General features: G+C 44.5%; 15 protein-coding genes. 2 read left to right on the forward strand and 13 right to left on the reverse strand.

The window, feature by feature from the left end; genetic code table 11:
* Positions 1-86: 86 nt before the first annotated feature.
* From JI735_RS30730 to JI735_RS30745, 3 genes are all read right to left on the reverse strand, one after another.
* Entirely contained in the window at positions 87-395 is a 309-nt protein-coding gene (locus JI735_RS30730; protein ID WP_039836187.1) for a DUF6809 family protein, read from the reverse strand.
* A 592-nt stretch (positions 396-987) separates the two neighbouring features.
* Positions 988-1,518 carry a hypothetical protein gene (locus JI735_RS30740; RefSeq protein ID WP_202676752.1) on the reverse strand — a complete coding sequence of 177 codons (531 nt, stop codon included), beginning with the start codon at positions 1,516-1,518 and terminating at the stop codon, positions 988-990.
* A 225-nt stretch (positions 1,519-1,743) separates the two neighbouring features.
* Positions 1,744-2,046: a hypothetical protein gene (locus tag JI735_RS30745; RefSeq protein ID WP_039836190.1), complete on the reverse strand. Its 303-nt coding sequence runs from the start codon at positions 2,044-2,046 to the stop codon at positions 1,744-1,746.
* Positions 2,047-2,695: 649 nt separating this feature from the next.
* On the opposite strand from JI735_RS30745, the gene JI735_RS36525 reads away from it, so the two are divergent.
* Together JI735_RS36525 and JI735_RS36530 are read left to right on the forward strand one after the other, a co-directional pair.
* Positions 2,696-2,890, forward strand: a complete 195-nt coding sequence (locus JI735_RS36525) for a helix-turn-helix domain-containing protein (protein ID WP_233476132.1) — start codon at positions 2,696-2,698, stop codon at positions 2,888-2,890.
* 42 nt (positions 2,891-2,932) lie between these two features.
* Positions 2,933-3,325 (forward strand): transposase, encoded by a 393-nt coding sequence (locus JI735_RS36530; protein ID WP_233476133.1) that lies wholly within the window; start codon positions 2,933-2,935, stop codon positions 3,323-3,325.
* Between the two features lie 506 nt (positions 3,326-3,831).
* Here JI735_RS36530 and JI735_RS30755 read toward each other — a convergent pair.
* The 10 genes from JI735_RS30755 to JI735_RS30800 all read right to left on the reverse strand — a co-directional run bounded on the left by JI735_RS30755 (position 3,832) and on the right by JI735_RS30800 (position 16,466).
* Positions 3,832-4,344 carry a hypothetical protein gene (locus JI735_RS30755; RefSeq protein ID WP_039836192.1) on the reverse strand — a complete coding sequence of 171 codons (513 nt, stop codon included), beginning with the start codon at positions 4,342-4,344 and terminating at the stop codon, positions 3,832-3,834.
* Positions 4,345-4,729: 385 nt separating this feature from the next.
* A complete protein-coding gene (locus JI735_RS30760; RefSeq protein ID WP_202676753.1) occupies positions 4,730-5,119 on the reverse strand; it encodes a hypothetical protein in 390 nt (129 codons plus the stop codon).
* A gap of 254 nt (positions 5,120-5,373) precedes the next feature.
* The gene (locus JI735_RS30765) at positions 5,374-5,628 is read right to left on the reverse strand and encodes a hypothetical protein (protein ID WP_039836195.1); all 255 of its coding nucleotides are present in this window, start codon (positions 5,626-5,628) and stop codon (positions 5,374-5,376) included.
* Between the two features lie 65 nt (positions 5,629-5,693).
* Positions 5,694-5,939, reverse strand: coding sequence for a hypothetical protein (locus JI735_RS30770; protein ID WP_411830014.1), 246 nt, complete (start codon positions 5,937-5,939; stop codon positions 5,694-5,696).
* Positions 5,936-6,862, reverse strand: a complete 927-nt coding sequence (locus JI735_RS30775; protein ID WP_202676754.1) for an outer membrane protein assembly factor BamB family protein — start codon at positions 6,860-6,862, stop codon at positions 5,936-5,938. The genes JI735_RS30770 and JI735_RS30775 overlap by 4 nt, the downstream gene beginning before the upstream one ends.
* A gap of 749 nt (positions 6,863-7,611) precedes the next feature.
* Entirely contained in the window at positions 7,612-8,028 is a 417-nt protein-coding gene (locus JI735_RS30780) for a hypothetical protein (protein WP_039834811.1), read from the reverse strand.
* Positions 8,029-8,054: 26 nt separating this feature from the next.
* Entirely contained in the window at positions 8,055-8,393 is a 339-nt protein-coding gene (locus JI735_RS30785; protein ID WP_039834810.1) for a DUF7587 domain-containing protein, read from the reverse strand.
* Positions 8,394-8,488: 95 nt separating this feature from the next.
* Positions 8,489-8,695, reverse strand: a complete 207-nt coding sequence (locus JI735_RS30790) for a hypothetical protein (RefSeq protein ID WP_202676755.1) — start codon at positions 8,693-8,695, stop codon at positions 8,489-8,491.
* 259 nt (positions 8,696-8,954) lie between these two features.
* Entirely contained in the window at positions 8,955-9,515 is a 561-nt protein-coding gene (locus JI735_RS30795) for a hypothetical protein (RefSeq protein WP_157771339.1), read from the reverse strand.
* 21 nt (positions 9,516-9,536) lie between these two features.
* Complete coding sequence (locus tag JI735_RS30800) at positions 9,537-16,466, reverse strand: glycoside hydrolase family protein (RefSeq protein ID WP_202676756.1); 6,930 nt, start codon at positions 16,464-16,466, stop codon at positions 9,537-9,539.

Here is a 16,466-nt window from a genome sequence, read left to right on the forward strand (position 1 = left end):
ATCAAGAGTATCTTTCTATCATGGATCAATTGAAGCGGCATGTTGTCCCATCTGCATATATAACAGACATTGTGTTGCTATTTTCATCATAATGACAAGCCGGAAGCTGGATTCGGAGCCAACCCCTCGCGCTTGCTCATGACCTCGATCATCAAGTTGGCACCAAGCCTAAACCCTTGGAGAAAGGCAGCTTCGACATGCATGCTTTCCACACTGTCGCATAGGTCAAAATATTCTTCAAGCTCACGAAACGCTTCTTCACCCAGTCGATTTCGCCATTGCTCCGTCTGCGCCGAAATTTGTCGGCTTAATGGTCGATATTCAGGGTGAGACGGTACAATGGTTTCTTCGGGTTGAATCTGCCCGCGGTACAGAGCTTCCAGAATCGTTTTCATGTTCATCCTCCCATAAATGTAATCGCATCGCTTGAATCAGGTTTCTGCACATGGTAGGATATTTATGCAGTCTGCTTTTTAAGCGATTGCGGGATAGGAAGTAGCGATGTTCTTCATGGGACTCACGCTGCTTCCTTCTTTATTTTTGGAGATCGTCATACACCTTTTCAATCCCTGTGCGCACGATATCCGAACGTGTTGTGTTCAGCTTCTCGGTGCAAGCATCAAGCTTACTCAAAATTGCTTGATCGACACGTATCTTAATCGTTTCGCTTTTCGGATTGTCAGATGGAGGACGCCCCATCTTTTTGGACGACATCGCTTCACCCCACTTTCTGTGCCCACAATAATCATATTATTGTGAGCACAGAAAGTCAATCCATATTTCAAACCATTCATTCTTTTTCCGGCAGGTTGGTTTTTCCACACGAGACTGCTGTCTCGCGTTGTTCAAGCACTGGATTTGGATATCCAAATCCGCTTGTTAGGGGTATGCCCCAAGACCCGTCTATCCATTTCTTTGACGAAAGACTTGTTTTAATGACAAAAAGAAACCACATATAGTTATAAACATGTGGTTAGATCCAGACTATTATAAATATTCTTTCCAGATATTACAAAGTTCAAATAGTTGATTTTCATTTGAATTTTTTTCAACTATAGCTAGGGAACTATTATTGACTACTGAAATAGGATTTAACTCCATTTTCTTAAACCCTGTTATTACTGGCCGATTAACATACACATATTTTTTAGGCCTGTGTATGATTCCCCATTCCAATGTACGTATTTCATTTAAAAATACTGATCCAAAATAGATACCCACATCAATGATTAATGAGCTCGTAAGTTCACTAAACTTCAAGGTGTTGTTAGCGACTTCTTCTTTTAACCAATCAGGAGCAGCATCTACATCTTCTTCTAACTCTTCTTTAGTCTTAGGCACCATTTCTATTCGTTGAATAAACCACTTCCATAGGTTAACTAATGATTCCTGAGATAAATTTAATTCTTCTTTTCCTCCCCCCAATGTTTCTACATAATGTGCGATTAATGTATCTATTCTCGTTGGTATCTGTAAAATGAACCAATCAAAATATTGCTTGGCTTCTTTTTTTGTCATTATTTCAAAGGGTATAATTTCAAATGGTGCTACTAGCTTCGGATACAAAATGGATCACCTCATTTATCATATATAATAACCCAGGCTCGTTTAAAACAGGGCATTATGGAGGCAACAACCATCCAAAATAGACCTGCTTAATTATTTTTAATGCCAATTCAAGCTGTGCTTTAAGCATATTAGGCCCTAAGCTAGTTTCTTAACCTTCGAGCCTAGCACATTTGATTATTGATAAAGAACGTCATTTAATACGGCAACAATACCCATATATAACTCAGTAAGAATAGTATTATCAGGGTCTTTATTATATACAGCTTGGCTTACACCCGTCGTATAAAGGTAGAACAATTGATAGGCCAAAGGTTTAGATATTTTATCTCTTCCTTTAGTGAATTTTCTTATTTCCTCTAAAAAATGTAGTAATTCTCTTATACTTTCGTCCGGTAATTCCCTATTCGTTCTTATATACAGAAGAATTTTTAATATGAGAGTTGATATTTCCTTTTCTAATTGAACTTCATCACTCATGGAATCCACCCCACTATAGCGTTTTGTGGAATATACTTATGTACTGATACTTCACCGTCATTCTCAGCCATTTCAGCCGCATACTCTGCCTCCATTGGTTCATACACATTGAACGGGACCTTTGAAATCGCGCGGACATGCTGCCGTCCTGGCCTTCCAGCCCGATGACGCTGCCCTGACATCACTCAGATAAAAGAAGACTGATGCTGTACTAGATGAACTAATGAACACAACAAAAACAGCTCAACTAAGGTGCATTCTCCACAGAATTTCATATAACGGTATTACGATATAAATATATAGAACGTAATTAAGACACTGTCGAAGTCACTTCAATCGCCAAATCGGATAAAGAATAGTAATAACGCACCCGAAGGTGGCGATGAAAATGAGAAATGAAGAAATCGAGCGATTGAATGCAGCGAAGAAACAAACATCGGATAAACGACTCTACGGAAGGTACCTGGCCGTCCGTCTTCGTCTGGAAGGACATATATGTGATGAGATCGGAGAACTACTCAGCCGGCTCGTCAAACCGTCGGCCTCTATTGGAAAGCCTACCAAACGAAAGGTCTGTCTGGCCTGAAGATGGGGCATTCTCCTGGACAACCGACAAAACTTACGGAGGAACAACGCCGCCGGTTAGCCGATGCTCGAGCAGCAGCCAGCCGATGTCGGGTTCGAAGCTAGGTATACCTGGACTCTACCGCTGGTGGCGGAATGGATAGAACGGGAATTTTGCATCCAAATGAGCGTGCGTGGCATTAGAGTGATGCTCAAACGGATGAACTTCAGCTTTACCAAAGCAACCTATACGCTTGCCAATGCAGACGAGGAGGCTTAAGCCTTCTTTAAAAAGCACACCTTTGCCCAGCTAAAGAAGCAGGTGGAGGCTGAAAAGATCGATCATCTGCTGTTTGAAGACGAGTCCATGATTCGCGCTTATCAAGTCCTTCAATACAATGGGTTCCCTCGCGGGAAACAACGTAAAGTGTCAACGTACGGCAAACACGAAGGGGCCAAGTTGTTTGGTGTGATTAACTATGAAACCGGTCAGGTCCATCACCGAGAAGAGGAGGAGGCCGATACCGCAGCCTTTATTCGATTTCTACAGGATCTTCTTTCGGCCTATCCACGTGGAAAAATCGCCATGATTTTGGACAACAGCTGGATTCATCACGCGACGGAGTTGCAACCTTTTTTTGAAGGAACATCCACGTCTGCAGTTAGTCTTTCTGCGCCTTACAGCCCAAACCTGAATCCGGTTGAAGGGTTATAGCTGTGGCTCAAAGCGGATGTGGTGAACAACATCTTTTTCGAAAAATTTTATAAGATTCAGCTTCATGTGAGTCAATTTATGAAGTGAATCAATAATCAACCGTTGGAAACGATTGATCGCCTACTTATCAGGTTAGAAACTTAATTACGGTTTATATAACTGTTTATATAACTGTTTATATAACTGTTTATATAACTGTTTATATAACTGTTTATATAGCCCATTCATGCACCGCCTATAAAATGTATTTAATGGGAGGGGGAATATTCCCCCTCCCTCCACAATATGCACTAATTCAGTTTTATTACAGTACCTGTTTGACTCTTGTGCTTATCTGTAATCCAGTTACCGTACTAGGAGGACTAAATTTGAATTCTCAATTTCCAACAGTAATAAGTTTATCATATTGGATGCCATTTCTTGTTGCCTGTTGTAATACACCCGAAAAGTCGTCTAACAATAATTGCGAGTAATAATCAACCTGCGCAATAATTGTTAAGCATCATTTAGGATATTAATAATTTCTCGATTTCATTCTTACTTGCAGGTAATATTACTACTTTATCTGACCCCTCCCAAGATGTTCCATCAATATTCTCAATCCATCCACAGCTGTTGCACTCTAAAATAATCTTTTTATTTTTCTTCGCTAATTCCTCTGCCAGAAGATATCTCATTTCATCGCCTTCACAATTAGGACATGCTTTTCCTCTAATGGTCACCATATCCCACAACCTATTTCCTAATATCATAGCAAAAACTTCCAAATTTTTTGGTTTATTTCTCTCGAATCTCTGCAGTTCGCTAGTAATCGGGAATCCTGGATCTTCGATGACATATATATTAGGGTTTAGATTCGTAAGTATATCCAATCGATTTTTTTTAAACAAATCTTCGGAAAAATAATGTTTATTATTCCGTAACCATAAAGTTAATACTGAATAATAATTAATATAATTTTTTGTGCCCTCTGGATTCTCCAAACAATCTATGAAACTTTCCCACAAAATAAAATTCATAGAACCTCCTCCTATTTTGGTGCTGGTACAGGATAAGTTGTTATCAAATTACCAGCCTTATCAGTAAAAATTTTAATCCAAGTAGTTTTCTTTCCACCAAACTTAAGAGCTGAATTCCCAACGACTTCGCCTGTATTTACAATTCTAACATACTGACCACCCTGTATAGCTGTAACCGGAGATTTGACTACATTAGGTCTTTGTAGTATACCTCTTAACTTATTCGGGGAGATTGAGAAAACAGACCGGCTATTAGCTAAAGGAACATTAAAGTGACCATCTACTACATGGTACCACCCTGCTGAGATCGGTTCACCAGTGCTAGGTCTTAAAGGGGTAAATCTAGTTCGACCGTTAGCAATGTTAATTCTTGATTGCACAACTCCTAAATTGGGAGTTGATTCAATCTCCCCTTAGAAACTCTATTGGAACCTGAATTCCCACCCCCAAATCTACCTACCGCTCCTAGAGCTAAAAACGCCAAATACTCTGCCTCATTTTCTTCATAAAACGCAGTGATTAACTCTTCTCTTGCCCAGCTTGCGTTACCGGCACTGTTCTTGTAAGCACTTGTTCCTGTCAATAAACCGAACAAGTAATTGTACTGGTTGGTTTTCATAAAGGATGCAAAGCCGTAGCGTTCCCAGATTTTATCATGATATGCCTGATAAAGTTTGCTTCCTTTATTGAGGTTTTTCGCGATAGCGTCATCCAGTACGCTTCTTAGTTCATGGACATCATAGGGCTCTACTGAGAAATGCCCACTAGGATCCATATACCTAAGCGGATTATTCTGCACATACGTATACAAATTCAAGCTCAGCGGATATCAATCTGACCTTCATACGTATCCTCAAAAACCGCCCTATACTCGGATAGTACAGCCCGGTTTCGGTATCGTACACTTCTCCTGTGTACTTGAAGGAGTTCGAAGCCCCCTCCACCTGTTGATTATCGCTTCGCTGGTATCCACGATCTGTACAACATCACCGTGCCATGTACAGATAATAGTAGTCTTTGGATGCATTCTTATCCTTCTTCACCAGTACCCGGTTCCATCGGACGAAATTTGCTTGTTCCACGAACACACCGCTGACGATCTTCTCTTTGCGAGATTACTTCACCATTCAGGTTATAGTTCACCTTGGTCTGGGTATGGCCATTGGTCTTTATGAAACGCAGGCCATCGGCATAATACTTAAAGCTAATATTAAGTTGAATTATTGAAAAATCCTTTTGAAAGCTCATGCTTATAGAAAAACGGAACATAGCAACGTGTTTCATTGCTTTGTTCCGCTTAATTATGGGGATTTAATAGTTCCCAATACAACTTCAACATGTTAACATTATTATTTTTGTGTTACTGTAATAACTTGTGTTTTTTCTATCCAACCACTTGTATTGTTTAACAATAAAACAATCTCACCATCTGAGCTAAGAACAGGAAGTGTTAGAACGCCTTCCAATTTTATTCTCCAATTTTCTTTTCCTTCTTTACTAAATGATTGAAGATATGAATACCCTCTACCTCTAGCTTCTTTATAACTAACTGTATACACATTGCTATTTATATCTACTATTGGAGGTTGACTCATAAATCCTTCAACCGCTGTCGTCCAAACCTCTTTGCCTGCGCTGTCAACACAAATAAGTTGAAAAAAGTCGCCCCTACAAATAAAAATCCCGCGTCATTCAAAGCAGGAGATGTAATTATATCTCCCCTTTCAGGACTAAAAAGCCAGTTTATTGTCCCTTCATTGTTTAATGATATTAATTGAATATCATCAATCATATTTGTTTTAAAATATAAGTTACCACGTTGATCAAATACTGGAAAGGAATATGGCCCACATGTTCCTATTTTGAATTTTTTCAATAAATCACCAAATCGATCCAAAATCATCATGAACTCATCATTAGATGAAATATATATTTTCCACTCGTCGGATATAACGGGTGTTATTGAAAATTCTGCTTCATAACGAAATATCCATCTAAGGTTTCCATCTAAATCGACAGAATATAACTTTGAACCATAGGTAGTAAAATAAATATTTCCTTCACTATCTGTAACACAAGTTGACGAAACAGCATCATCACATTTAAAATCCCACACCAGATGTCCATCCCGATCAAATGCCATTACTTTATGTCCCTTTGAATCCCATCCTCCCGACGTCCCAACTAAAACATAACCATTTTTCAATATGATTGGACTGGTAAAAAAGAATCTATCCATAAAATTTCGTGAATCTTTATAATGCCAATTGATTTCACCTCTTATATTTATATTATAGAATTCCCCATCTCCTCCAAATAACAAGTCTCTTTTATTCGTTATCACAAAATGATTTTGTTTCACTGCTATTGGGGCTTCAAATACAGTTTTCACAGAAGGTTTAGATGGCCCATTAAATCTAGATTGTCTTGTCCAACTAACATTTGTGGCTTGTACACTATCTGTCGAGTAATAACCAACATTGAAACCTCCTCTTTCTTCATTGGTCAACTCCTTCATAAATACTCTCCTCTTTCTTTAAGGAATTACAGGAACAGGAATCATTCCGCACCTAATCCTGGTATAAGAATTGGGGTTCGATCGTATAATGGTTCATAGTATTCTTGAACTATTTGTTTCGCTTCTGTGGTAGTTACAAATTCTACGTCCCCACTGCGATCTTTCTTAATAATTAGCCATCTTTCTTATACTTCTCCAATTGTTTTTTTGGATCTTCACCGAAGATCAGCTTAACTTCATATACTTCTTTTGTTTTTGGAATAACGATATCTGCCTCATATTTTTATAGTTTCCCCATATATCTTTTTTCGGGGAGGAAGCTATTGGAAAATCTAACACGCTATTTATGTTTCATCCCATGTAGCTTTTTAGAAATATTTAGTTGAGCGATCTTGTGAAAGGCTAGAAAAACATTTCTCAAATTCACCTTACTGCTTCTAGTGTAACTTGCTGAACACTTAGCTTTTTTGAATTATACATCTTAGAGATGTGTTGTAAAAGTTCTACCGGCATGTGCCCTGATGGATCAGTATACTTTAAAGGGTTATTTTGCACATAGGTATACAGGTTTTGAATTAGCGGATTATCAATCTGCCCTTCAACTGTATCCTAGTTTATAAAACGACTATTATAATTAAAGAGGACGACGACTGATTTCCAATCGCCGCCCCTCCAGAATATATCATCCTGCTTGTGGTATAATACTTCAGAATTAATTCAGCTATTTCATATCCCAAGAGTCCACTGCACTAATCGTATAATTTCTTTAGTCCATCGATTACTTCTTGTGGGTTTGTAATGCCCGAACTTTCCATAATATCTTTAACTGAAGTTTCCTTCATGTTAGCATTTTGTTGTACATTCTTCCCAAAGATTTCTCTCATCTTGCTTCTCATTTTAGTAAGGTAAGCGGTGAATTCTTTTTTAACTTCTTCTGTCCTAATATAGTTAGCCTGCATATCCAGTTGCGTGTATACGTGAAATAAAATTTCCACCAATTCTTTTTGTATAAATTTTTCATTATATAGTATTTTTTGCAATTCATTCATTAATTCGAAAAGCTCACTAAATGCTGCTTTGTTAATAACTTTTTTTCTAAGTGGTACCACTATTTCAAGTGAAATTGTATTAAGTGAAGCAATGATTTGATCCATTCTTTTATCCATAGGTCCTCCTTATTTGTTTTATTTATTTAATTCGAAAACATTACACCTACGATTGCTTCCTGTGGAATACTATATTTAATAAGTACTTCCTTATCGTAAAAAGATAACATATATTCTTCCGATCCTGGCGGTAAAAACGCTGTAGGAAAATAGATTTTACTTCCAGAGATTTTACTAAGATCAATTATTACAACACCATTTCGATTACCATCAAACTTTTCAAAAGCTACCATTGGATCAATTGTCGTCGATATCCACGGATCATTAGTCCAAGCATCAACATCACTTCCCCATTTTATGTGCTCAGCTGCAGACCAAGTTCCCAATGGATCTTTTGCAATTATTCCCTGTCTAGCTGCAAGCATTTCAATATCTGTATCATTTAAAGCCCAAAAAACATAAGTACCGTTTTTTGATTTTTCCTTTTCTTTAAGACTTTCTGCACTAATTATAGGTAAATCTATATATCTCCTTCATACGTATCCTCGCTGATAAACCGCCCAATGCTGGAGTCAAAATCCCGCGCCTGCGCATGGGAGTAGCCGCTGTAGTAATCATAGCTCAGGCTGGTGTAGCTGAACAAGTTGTCCGGGCCGGACCAGTTCAGGTCGAATTTTTCCGGAGCTTCGGCCACGCCGAATTCGTCGTAGCGGTAACGTGCGGACATGCTGCCGTCCTGGCCTTCTAGCCCGATGACGCTGCCGAGAGCGTCATAAAAGTGAGAAACATAAAACAGGCCTGTTATGGAGGCAACCAGCCGTCCATAATAGACCTGTTAAATTATTTTTAATGCGAAAGAAAGAGTTCTTTCAAAATGTGACGCCCGTTTCAATCGGCACCGGGTGGGGGATAGTTAAATGAACGAAGAAACCACATGGAGTTGTTACACTCGCATGTGGTTCTACCTGAATTAATTTGACACACATTTAATTTTCCATTTTAACTAATAAAAACAAGTCCCCATCTTGATCTAAAATAAGTTCTCCCTTATCAGTGTAATAAGTAATATTTCCATCACCATAATAAAAATTCTTATATTGTTCATCTTCATATAGGCTTATCTCTTTTAAAGTTTGAGGGTTTAGATCTGTATCCATAGTGCTTTCTTTTATCCAATCAATATCGGATAAAAAGCTTTCATCAGAAAATCTGCTCACTTTATAGAAAATAGGTTTTTCTTCAGCTTCATTACCAAATTTAATAGAATCTGAAGAAAATATAATTTCCGTTCCGATTAACTTTTTGATATCTTGTTCGTCATTCTTCGAACCACCAACTCCATATGCATAAAGACTGTCTATTTTCCACTTCCCTATCAAACTATCTATTAGTTGAGTGTTTGAATCATCAGGAACTACAGAAGTATTAGTAATTTTTGTAGCTGAAGTTACCGTCCGAGCAACATCCCCCTTTTCTGTTTCTGTTCTGCATGCTGTAATCAATAGTAACTGCAAAATCAAAATTAGAACCATTGATATATTTCTCATTTTATCACCACTTAATTTAGTTTAAAAACCCTTGGGGAGCACTCTGTTGTAATTTCTAGTATAATCACCATTTACAAACATTTCCCATTCATCATATCTACGCATATATAATCCTGGCAGCTTCTTTCCGCTGCCTTTTACCCATAAAAGCATTTCATTTTTAAATTCATTTTGAAATTTAGAAGATGAGAAGTCCCCATCTTTCAGCATTTTCCCTGGATCACGATTTAAAAAGTTCCCTCCATTAAATTTCCAACTAACAAGAGCATCAAACTGTTGCTGTGAAAAAACTATATCATTACTCTTTGCCCAGTCATTTATATAATTCTCGGCTTTGTTTTTAATATCAGACTTTAATAAAACTAGTGCTTGCTCTTCTGTAATTCCTTTAAATAAGCTTTCTTCACCAGGTTGGATTACGTGTCCGTAACCGATTGTCTTAATATTTCTCTCTTTTTCTTCCTTGGTTGCATAGTACCATTTCCCGGAGAATGTTTCATAAGTTTTAAGAAACTCCACTAGTTTGTTGCTCGCATGCATGTCTGTGTTCACTACATAACCCTGAACTACCGCTGGCTTACTTGGGTCGTCCTTAAACGTATAATGCCCCGTAGGGTCAGTAAAAATCAAAGGATTATTCTGCACATACGCATACAAATTCAAACTCAGCGGATCGATCAGCTGGCCTTCATACGTATCCTCACTGATAAACCGCCCAATGCTGGAGTCAAAATCCCGCGCCTGTGCATGGGAGTAGCCGCTGTAGTAATCATAGCTCAGGCTGGTATAGCCGAACAAGTTGTCCGGGCCGGACCAGTTCAGGTCGAATTTCTCCGGAGCTTCGGCCACGCCGAATTCGTCGTAGCGGTATCGCGTGGACATGCTGCCGTCCTGGCCTTCCAGCCCGATGACGCTGCCCTGCGCATCACTCAGATAAAAGAGGGTCTTCGGCGCACCCGCCGCCGCGCTGGCACCGCTGGCTCCGGCCGCCGGTTCCCAATCGTTGCTCTTGTCTCCGCTGACCAGATAGCTCATGCTGATCCGCTCTTCACCGGCTCCGTACACATAAGACTGCTTCCAGTTCTGTCCGGTAGCTCCAGTTGCGGTCAAAGGCTGCGGAATGCTCATGGTGGTGTCATTGGTAAAATAAATATCCAGCTGCCGTTTCTTATACTGCGGCTCCCAACCGTCACGGTTACCCGCAGGGTTGCCGGGCAGGTAAGCATCCTGAACCGCACCGTCACCGATCGTGGTCCGCATGCTGACCCGGTTGCCGTCCCCGTCATATTGGTACGTGGTGATGTCGCCGTACGTATTGGTGTTTTTGATCAGGCGGTTTGATGCATCCCATCGGTTGCTCTCCAGCACCTTCGGGCCTGCGGCCAGTGCGGCTTTCAAGAGCCCTTCGGGAGTTAGAGCCTTATCTGCCCCGTAGACATCCCCTGTTACTCCTGCTTTAACATCCGCATCCGGCAGACCGGATAATGAAGCTCCTTCAACATCGGTTGGAATCGTTCCGGCAGGGCTTGAGGCTGGATCTGGAATCGATGACAACGGATCTAAAAGCTCAACCAACGGATCAGCATCCCCGCTCGCATCCAGTCCGCTTGTCTCCATATCAGAATAGACACTGTCCGGCACTGTAGTCTTCTGCGCACTTGTCTTCGCCGTGAGCAGGCCCAGAGCCGCTTCGCTGTCGATACCGCTCACTTCCAGCAGATTGCCGCGCTTGTCGTAGGTGTAGTCCTTGTAGTCGCTGCCTTTTTCGAAATGGGTCAGCTTGTTCGCCGCATCGTAGGTATACTGTTCCTTGATGGTGGTTCCGGCTTCAGTGGTTTCTTTCCCCAGCCGGTTGCCCACGGTGTCATAGGAGTAGACGACCTTGGAGCCGTTCTGCTTCTGCACTTGAACCAGCTGGTTTAGTGCATCGTAAGCATAATCCGAGATGTCCGCCGGACGCGGCGTTCCAGCAGGATTGTCCTCGTCGCTTCCGCCTTCTTGGCGTTCACTGCGGATTTTATTGCCTGCCGGATCGTACACATAGGTCAGCTGCTCCAACAGTGCGCCGCCTGGGGCCGTATGCTTCATCTCCAGCAGTTGTCCCGCCCCGTCATAGCTGTAGGTGCTCTGACCTTTGTTCGGCAGCAGCTTCTCTTTCAGACGGCCGGCTGCATCATACAGATAGCTGGTGATCCCGTTCTGTGCATCCGTTACTTGCTTGATGCGGTCAAGCTTGTCATAGTCATAGCTGACCACGGTATTATCCGGGTAAATGATCCGGCTGCGCTGTCCGGTTGCAGTCCACTCATAACGCACGTTGTTGCCCCGCGGATCTATCACTGAGGTTGGCCGGTTGAGTGCGTCATAGGTGTACCGCGTGTCCCCGGTGCTGTCTGTCATCAGGGAGCGGCGTCCCGCGGGATCATATTTATATTTTACCGAGAGATCGTTGCCATACTGAATCTGTTCCACTTGATTGCCCTTATTATAGGTATAGACGGTTGTATTGCTGTCCGGTTCTGTGACCTTCTGCAGATTGCCGTTCTCATCATAGGCAAGGGTGGTTTTCTCCTGCAGCGGATTCACCGATTCAATAACCCGGTTCAGGGCATCGTAGCGGTAGGATGTTACAGCTCCGAGGGCATTGGTTTTGTCCAGCAGGTTGCCGGAGGCGTCGTAGGAGTACTTAGTGGTACTGCCTTCCGCATTCTTTACTTCCGTTAATCTGCCCAGCGGATCATACGTAAAAGCCGTCTCGTGATGATTCGCATCCACGATCTTCTCTACATTGCCCTGCGCGTCGTAAGCGTAAGTGGTTTCGTACCCCAGTGCATTGCGCACCCGTGTATTCCGACCCAAAGCATCGTATTCGTAAGTAGTCTTCTGTCCTGCCGCATCCAGGAATTCGGTCATTAGCCCGCGCGCATTGCGTGTGACTGCAGTCTCCTCATTCAGCGGATTAATCGTTCCCGCATCCAGACCCCGGCTGTCGTATTTGGTCGTCCAGACCGAATGGTTGGGATCAATCACTGCGACCTGATTGCCGTTCTTGTCATACTGGTATTCAGTTACCGCACCAAGTGCGTCCGTTACCTTCACCAGTTGTCCCAGTGCATTGTAATCATAGTAGGTGCTATTGCCGAGCGCATCAGTCTCCTTGATGGTATTGCCTGCTGCATCATAACGGTAACGCGTCTTGGCTCCAAGCGGATCGGTTACGCTCAGCAGTTCATTGCGCTTGCTGTACGTGTAGGAGGTGATGTTGCCCTTCGCATCCTTTTGGGTGAGCATATTACCGTTATCGTCGTAAGTATACGTGCTGGAATGGCCTTCGGCATCTGTAACTTCCTCCAGCTGTCCGACGCTGTCATAGCTGTAGGCTGTGACTGCTCCCGCTTCGTCCTTCGCTTCTATGACGCGGCCGAGCGCATCATAGGTCTTGCTGGTGCTGTTTTGAAGCGCGTCCGCTGTGCTGCTCAGGCGGTACACCTGATAATTGCTGACCGTCTTACTACCAGCTTCGTCAGTGTGTTCCACAGGATTACCGTTCGCATCGTAGGTAACGCTGCTTGTCTGGTCCAGCGCATTCGTAACCGCAACCGCACGGTCTTTCTGGTCATAGTCGACGGCCTGCAGCTTGCCTTCCGCATCCGTGATCTTAGTTGTCCGGTGCAGAGTATCGCGTTCAATAATTGTCGTGTATCCGCTCGGGTCTTTGATTTCTTTGGCGAATCCGTCAGCATCGTTAATGTAGGCCGTAGTGTGTCCTTCGGCGTCCGTAACGGAGACCGGGACCCCGGCACTGTCTCTGGCAATGGTGACTACGCCGCCGAGGGCATCCGTGCTTTTGACAAGATTGCCTGCTGTGTCATATTCATAGGTGGCCCGGTTGCCCAGAGCATCGATCTCTTTAACCGGACGGTTCATTGCATTATAGCGGGTGAGTGAAGAGTATCCGCTCTCGTCTGTCGTCTGCGTCAGATTCCCGCGCTCGTCATAGGCAAATTTGCCTTTGTTGCCGTTAGCGTCTGTAATTGCCGTTACGCGGTCGCTGCTGTCATAACTGTATTTGACGACGGCGCCATTGGCCGCTTGCCGCTGAGCAACCTGGAAATGATTATTCCATATATATGAAGTATCCTGATGAAGCGCATTGGTCCATGTAGTCTTGTTCGCGGTAGTGGCGATCGAAGAGGCTAATCCGGCAGGGCTCACCGCTGCAGGATTCCCGGAACTGGCACTGTTGGTGCCCCCCTGACTTGCACTGCTGATTTTCCCGGAACCAGCACTGCCGGCACTGCTCTGCGGATAAGTCAAAATCGTTTTGCCTGAGCCAACCCCGGTACGGACAACTGGAGTCTGGTTCGGGGTCATATCTCCCCCAAGCACGAACAGCCCGCCCGTTTGCACCTTCAAATTATTATTAACACTGACGTTGTCGCGGACGAACAGGTCACCGCCGGTCACGGTCAGATTCGCCGTCTGGTTGTTGGACACAATTCCGCCAACGGTCATTTCCTGGGCAATGTTCATCTCTACGCGTGTATTGATCGACAAGTCCCCGGCAATAAGAATCCGCTGGGCATCAACGGTCAGCCCGCCGCTGTTGTAGGTCAGACTGCCTGTTTGCAGCGTATCCCCTACCGTTACGGAAGAATCATTATTGAGATGAATGGGTCCGCCGGACCACAGATTGCCGTATAAGCCCTGAACCTTCTGCACATCGAGCGCAAGCTTGGTGTTGGCGTTAAGTCCCTGCTTCAGAATCAGCGTGCCGTATACGCGTACAGTGATATCCTTGTTCGTATTCATCCCGTCCACGATCAGGACGACAGGCTTGCCCGGTGACCCGAACGTTACGCTCTCTTCAATATTCAGATGACCCGAACTCACAACAGCCGGTGATGCGCTGCTGGCCGCAATCGCGCTTTGAATGTCAGCAATCCCGCCTGGAGCGGCCACCGCAGAGGCGCTAAAAGCATTCCGTTTGCTCTCGATCATTCCGATGCTGCCCGCCAAATAGTCAGCTATGAGCGGCTTCAGCCCTTCAACCTTCCGGTATGCAGGTGCATGGGCCAGATTGTTCATCGTCCCGGACAAAATCACCTCATTAGATTCCGGTATATCCCGTCCGTTCGCAGGATCAATCCCCGTCTCGCCGCCTTCAGGCTCCTCTCCCCGGACTACCGGCGCCACGCGCCCCTCATAGGCGGAAGAACTCGTATTACCATAGAAATCGGTGAAACTGGTCACGCGCTGATGGTCATCATAGGCAACACTCATCACCGCAGTTCCTTTGGCGTCCGTTACGCTCAGTACGTGATGGGTGTCATCATAGGTAAGCTTGGTTGTGGCCCCATCCACATCAGTAATCGAGGTCATGTCTCCGCTTGCCGGATCATAATGAAATGACATTTGGCGGCTGGCCGGATCACTTACAGCAATCAGCTTTCCTGCCCCGTCATAGCTTAAGCTTAGAGAAGCCCCGGCAGTACTGACCTCTTCCAGCTTCGTACCCTGATAAGCAAAAGCGATCTGATTCCCGTTCAAATCCGTGACCGACTGCAGCAGCCCTTCAGCATTGAACCGGTAAAGATCGCCTTGAGGCGATGCAAGGGTATATTCCCCTGAAGAAGGGGCACTTAGCGTCCAGTCGGTACCACGCGGTGTCAGATACTGGCCTCCCGCCAAAGGCACATATTCAAAAAGCGAACCGTCCGGGCTCATGACCTCCACCTTACCGCTGTTCAGCGGGTTCAGCTTCCATTCATAGCTGTGATGCCACCCTAGACCATTAACCCCCTTATAAGGGTCACGGCTTAAATAGCTTAGTCCGAATTGCAGCGGCATCAGCGCCTGCAGACTTATCGAATCGCTGGAGTAGACAAAATCACCCCGGGCCGGATCAACCGGCGCCTGCCCCGACGGGTTCACGATCCGCAGCCGGTCCTGGATGGCCGCTTCCGTAAATTGCGTCAGATCCCCGCTGGAAATAGCACGGGCAGTTTGAGGATCAGTCAGCAAAATAGAGGTCAACCCGCTGATGGTTCCGGACGAGGCCGCAGACTGGTTCAGTACAGCGATTTCCTGGGCTTTTTCTTTCATCGCCTGAACAGAATCCAGCTTATAATAATAGGCAGCCAAGGCTTCCCAGCTCAGCGAAAAAGCGGGCATGGCCGCACGCAGCACCGCAAGCGGCTCCGAATACCCCGAGATCTTACCGTCCTTCTTCGCTCTCGCCGTGATATGCGCCGTTACACCCGGCGTGATCCCGAGCTGCTGGCTCCATTGCCCTGCGCTGTTGACTGCAACATTGGAGTACAGCTTGTCTTCTCCGCTGGACGGATAGTAGAGCTCCACTTCCAGCAGCGTTCCGGGTTCAGCAGTCCCTGATACCACAGATTGTCCTGAGGCCGCAGGTCTGATCTGCAAGGCTGCCGGTGGCTGCACCTCGTCACCGCCAAGGATTTCGAAGCTGGCGATTTGGCCGTAATACACACCGGAGCCGTTATATTCAGCAGGCGAGATGCAGATGTTATAGCGCCCTTCGTCCAGCGGCACGCCTCCGATCTTGCCATCCCAGACATATTTATGAACGATATATTGCCCGTTCTGCTTCGTCGGATAGACGCCGCTCGTAATCAGATCTCCAAGGAGCGGAGCAGAACCGTCTTTTTGCGGAGTACACAGGCTGATGTTGGTCTCATGCTGGTCCTGACCGTCATCCGCTGCGTTGAAGCTGAACGAAATTTCCACACTTTTACCGGGTCCCGGGCTCAGCTCACTCGGTTCAATCCGCATATTGGTAGCCGCATAGGCAGACGATGTGAGCTTGGTAAGTCCCGGAAGAACCGGGATGTAAGCTATGACCAGCAGCAGCGCAAGCATGAGGTTCACACGCGCCTTCAGGCTGCCGCTGCGCCATTTCCTTTTTAATACTCGGAATTTCAT

Origin of the sequence: Paenibacillus sonchi (assembly GCF_016772475.1) — a bacterium.
Lineage (GTDB): Bacteria > Bacillota > Bacilli > Paenibacillales > Paenibacillaceae > Paenibacillus_AQ > Paenibacillus_AQ sonchi.

Excerpts from the sequence above, each read along its gene's own strand:
- JI735_RS30745 (WP_039836190.1), bottom strand. The coding sequence starts at position 2,046 with ATGAGTGATGAAGTTCAATTAGAAAAGGAAATATCAACTCTCATATTA.
- JI735_RS30770 (WP_411830014.1), bottom strand. The coding sequence starts at position 5,939 with ATGAGTCAACCTCCAATAGTAGATATAAATAGCAATGTGTATACAGTT.
- JI735_RS30755 (WP_039836192.1), bottom strand. The coding sequence starts at position 4,344 with ATGAATTTTATTTTGTGGGAAAGTTTCATAGATTGTTTGGAGAATCCA.
- JI735_RS30790 (WP_202676755.1), bottom strand. The coding sequence starts at position 8,695 with ATGTCCGCACGTTACCGCTACGACGAATTCGGCGTGGCCGAAGCTCCG.
- JI735_RS30730 (WP_039836187.1), bottom strand. The coding sequence starts at position 395 with ATGAAAACGATTCTGGAAGCTCTGTACCGCGGGCAGATTCAACCCGAA.
- JI735_RS36525 (WP_233476132.1), top strand. The coding sequence starts at position 2,696 with ATGCTCGAGCAGCAGCCAGCCGATGTCGGGTTCGAAGCTAGGTATACC.
- JI735_RS30775 (WP_202676754.1), bottom strand. The coding sequence starts at position 6,862 with ATGAAGGAGTTGACCAATGAAGAAAGAGGAGGTTTCAATGTTGGTTAT.
- JI735_RS30795 (WP_157771339.1), bottom strand. The coding sequence starts at position 9,515 with ATGAGAAATATATCAATGGTTCTAATTTTGATTTTGCAGTTACTATTG.
- JI735_RS30765 (WP_039836195.1), bottom strand. The coding sequence starts at position 5,628 with ATGAAACACGTTGCTATGTTCCGTTTTTCTATAAGCATGAGCTTTCAA.
- JI735_RS30740 (WP_202676752.1), bottom strand. The coding sequence starts at position 1,518 with ATGACAAAAAAAGAAGCCAAGCAATATTTTGATTGGTTCATTTTACAG.
- JI735_RS30760 (WP_202676753.1), bottom strand. The coding sequence starts at position 5,119 with ATGGATCCTAGTGGGCATTTCTCAGTAGAGCCCTATGATGTCCATGAA.
- JI735_RS30785 (WP_039834810.1), bottom strand. The coding sequence starts at position 8,393 with ATGCTTGCAGCTAGACAGGGAATAATTGCAAAAGATCCATTGGGAACT.
- JI735_RS30800 (WP_202676756.1), bottom strand. The coding sequence starts at position 16,466 with ATGAAATTCCGAGTATTAAAAAGGAAATGGCGCAGCGGCAGCCTGAAG.
- JI735_RS30780 (WP_039834811.1), bottom strand. The coding sequence starts at position 8,028 with ATGGATAAAAGAATGGATCAAATCATTGCTTCACTTAATACAATTTCA.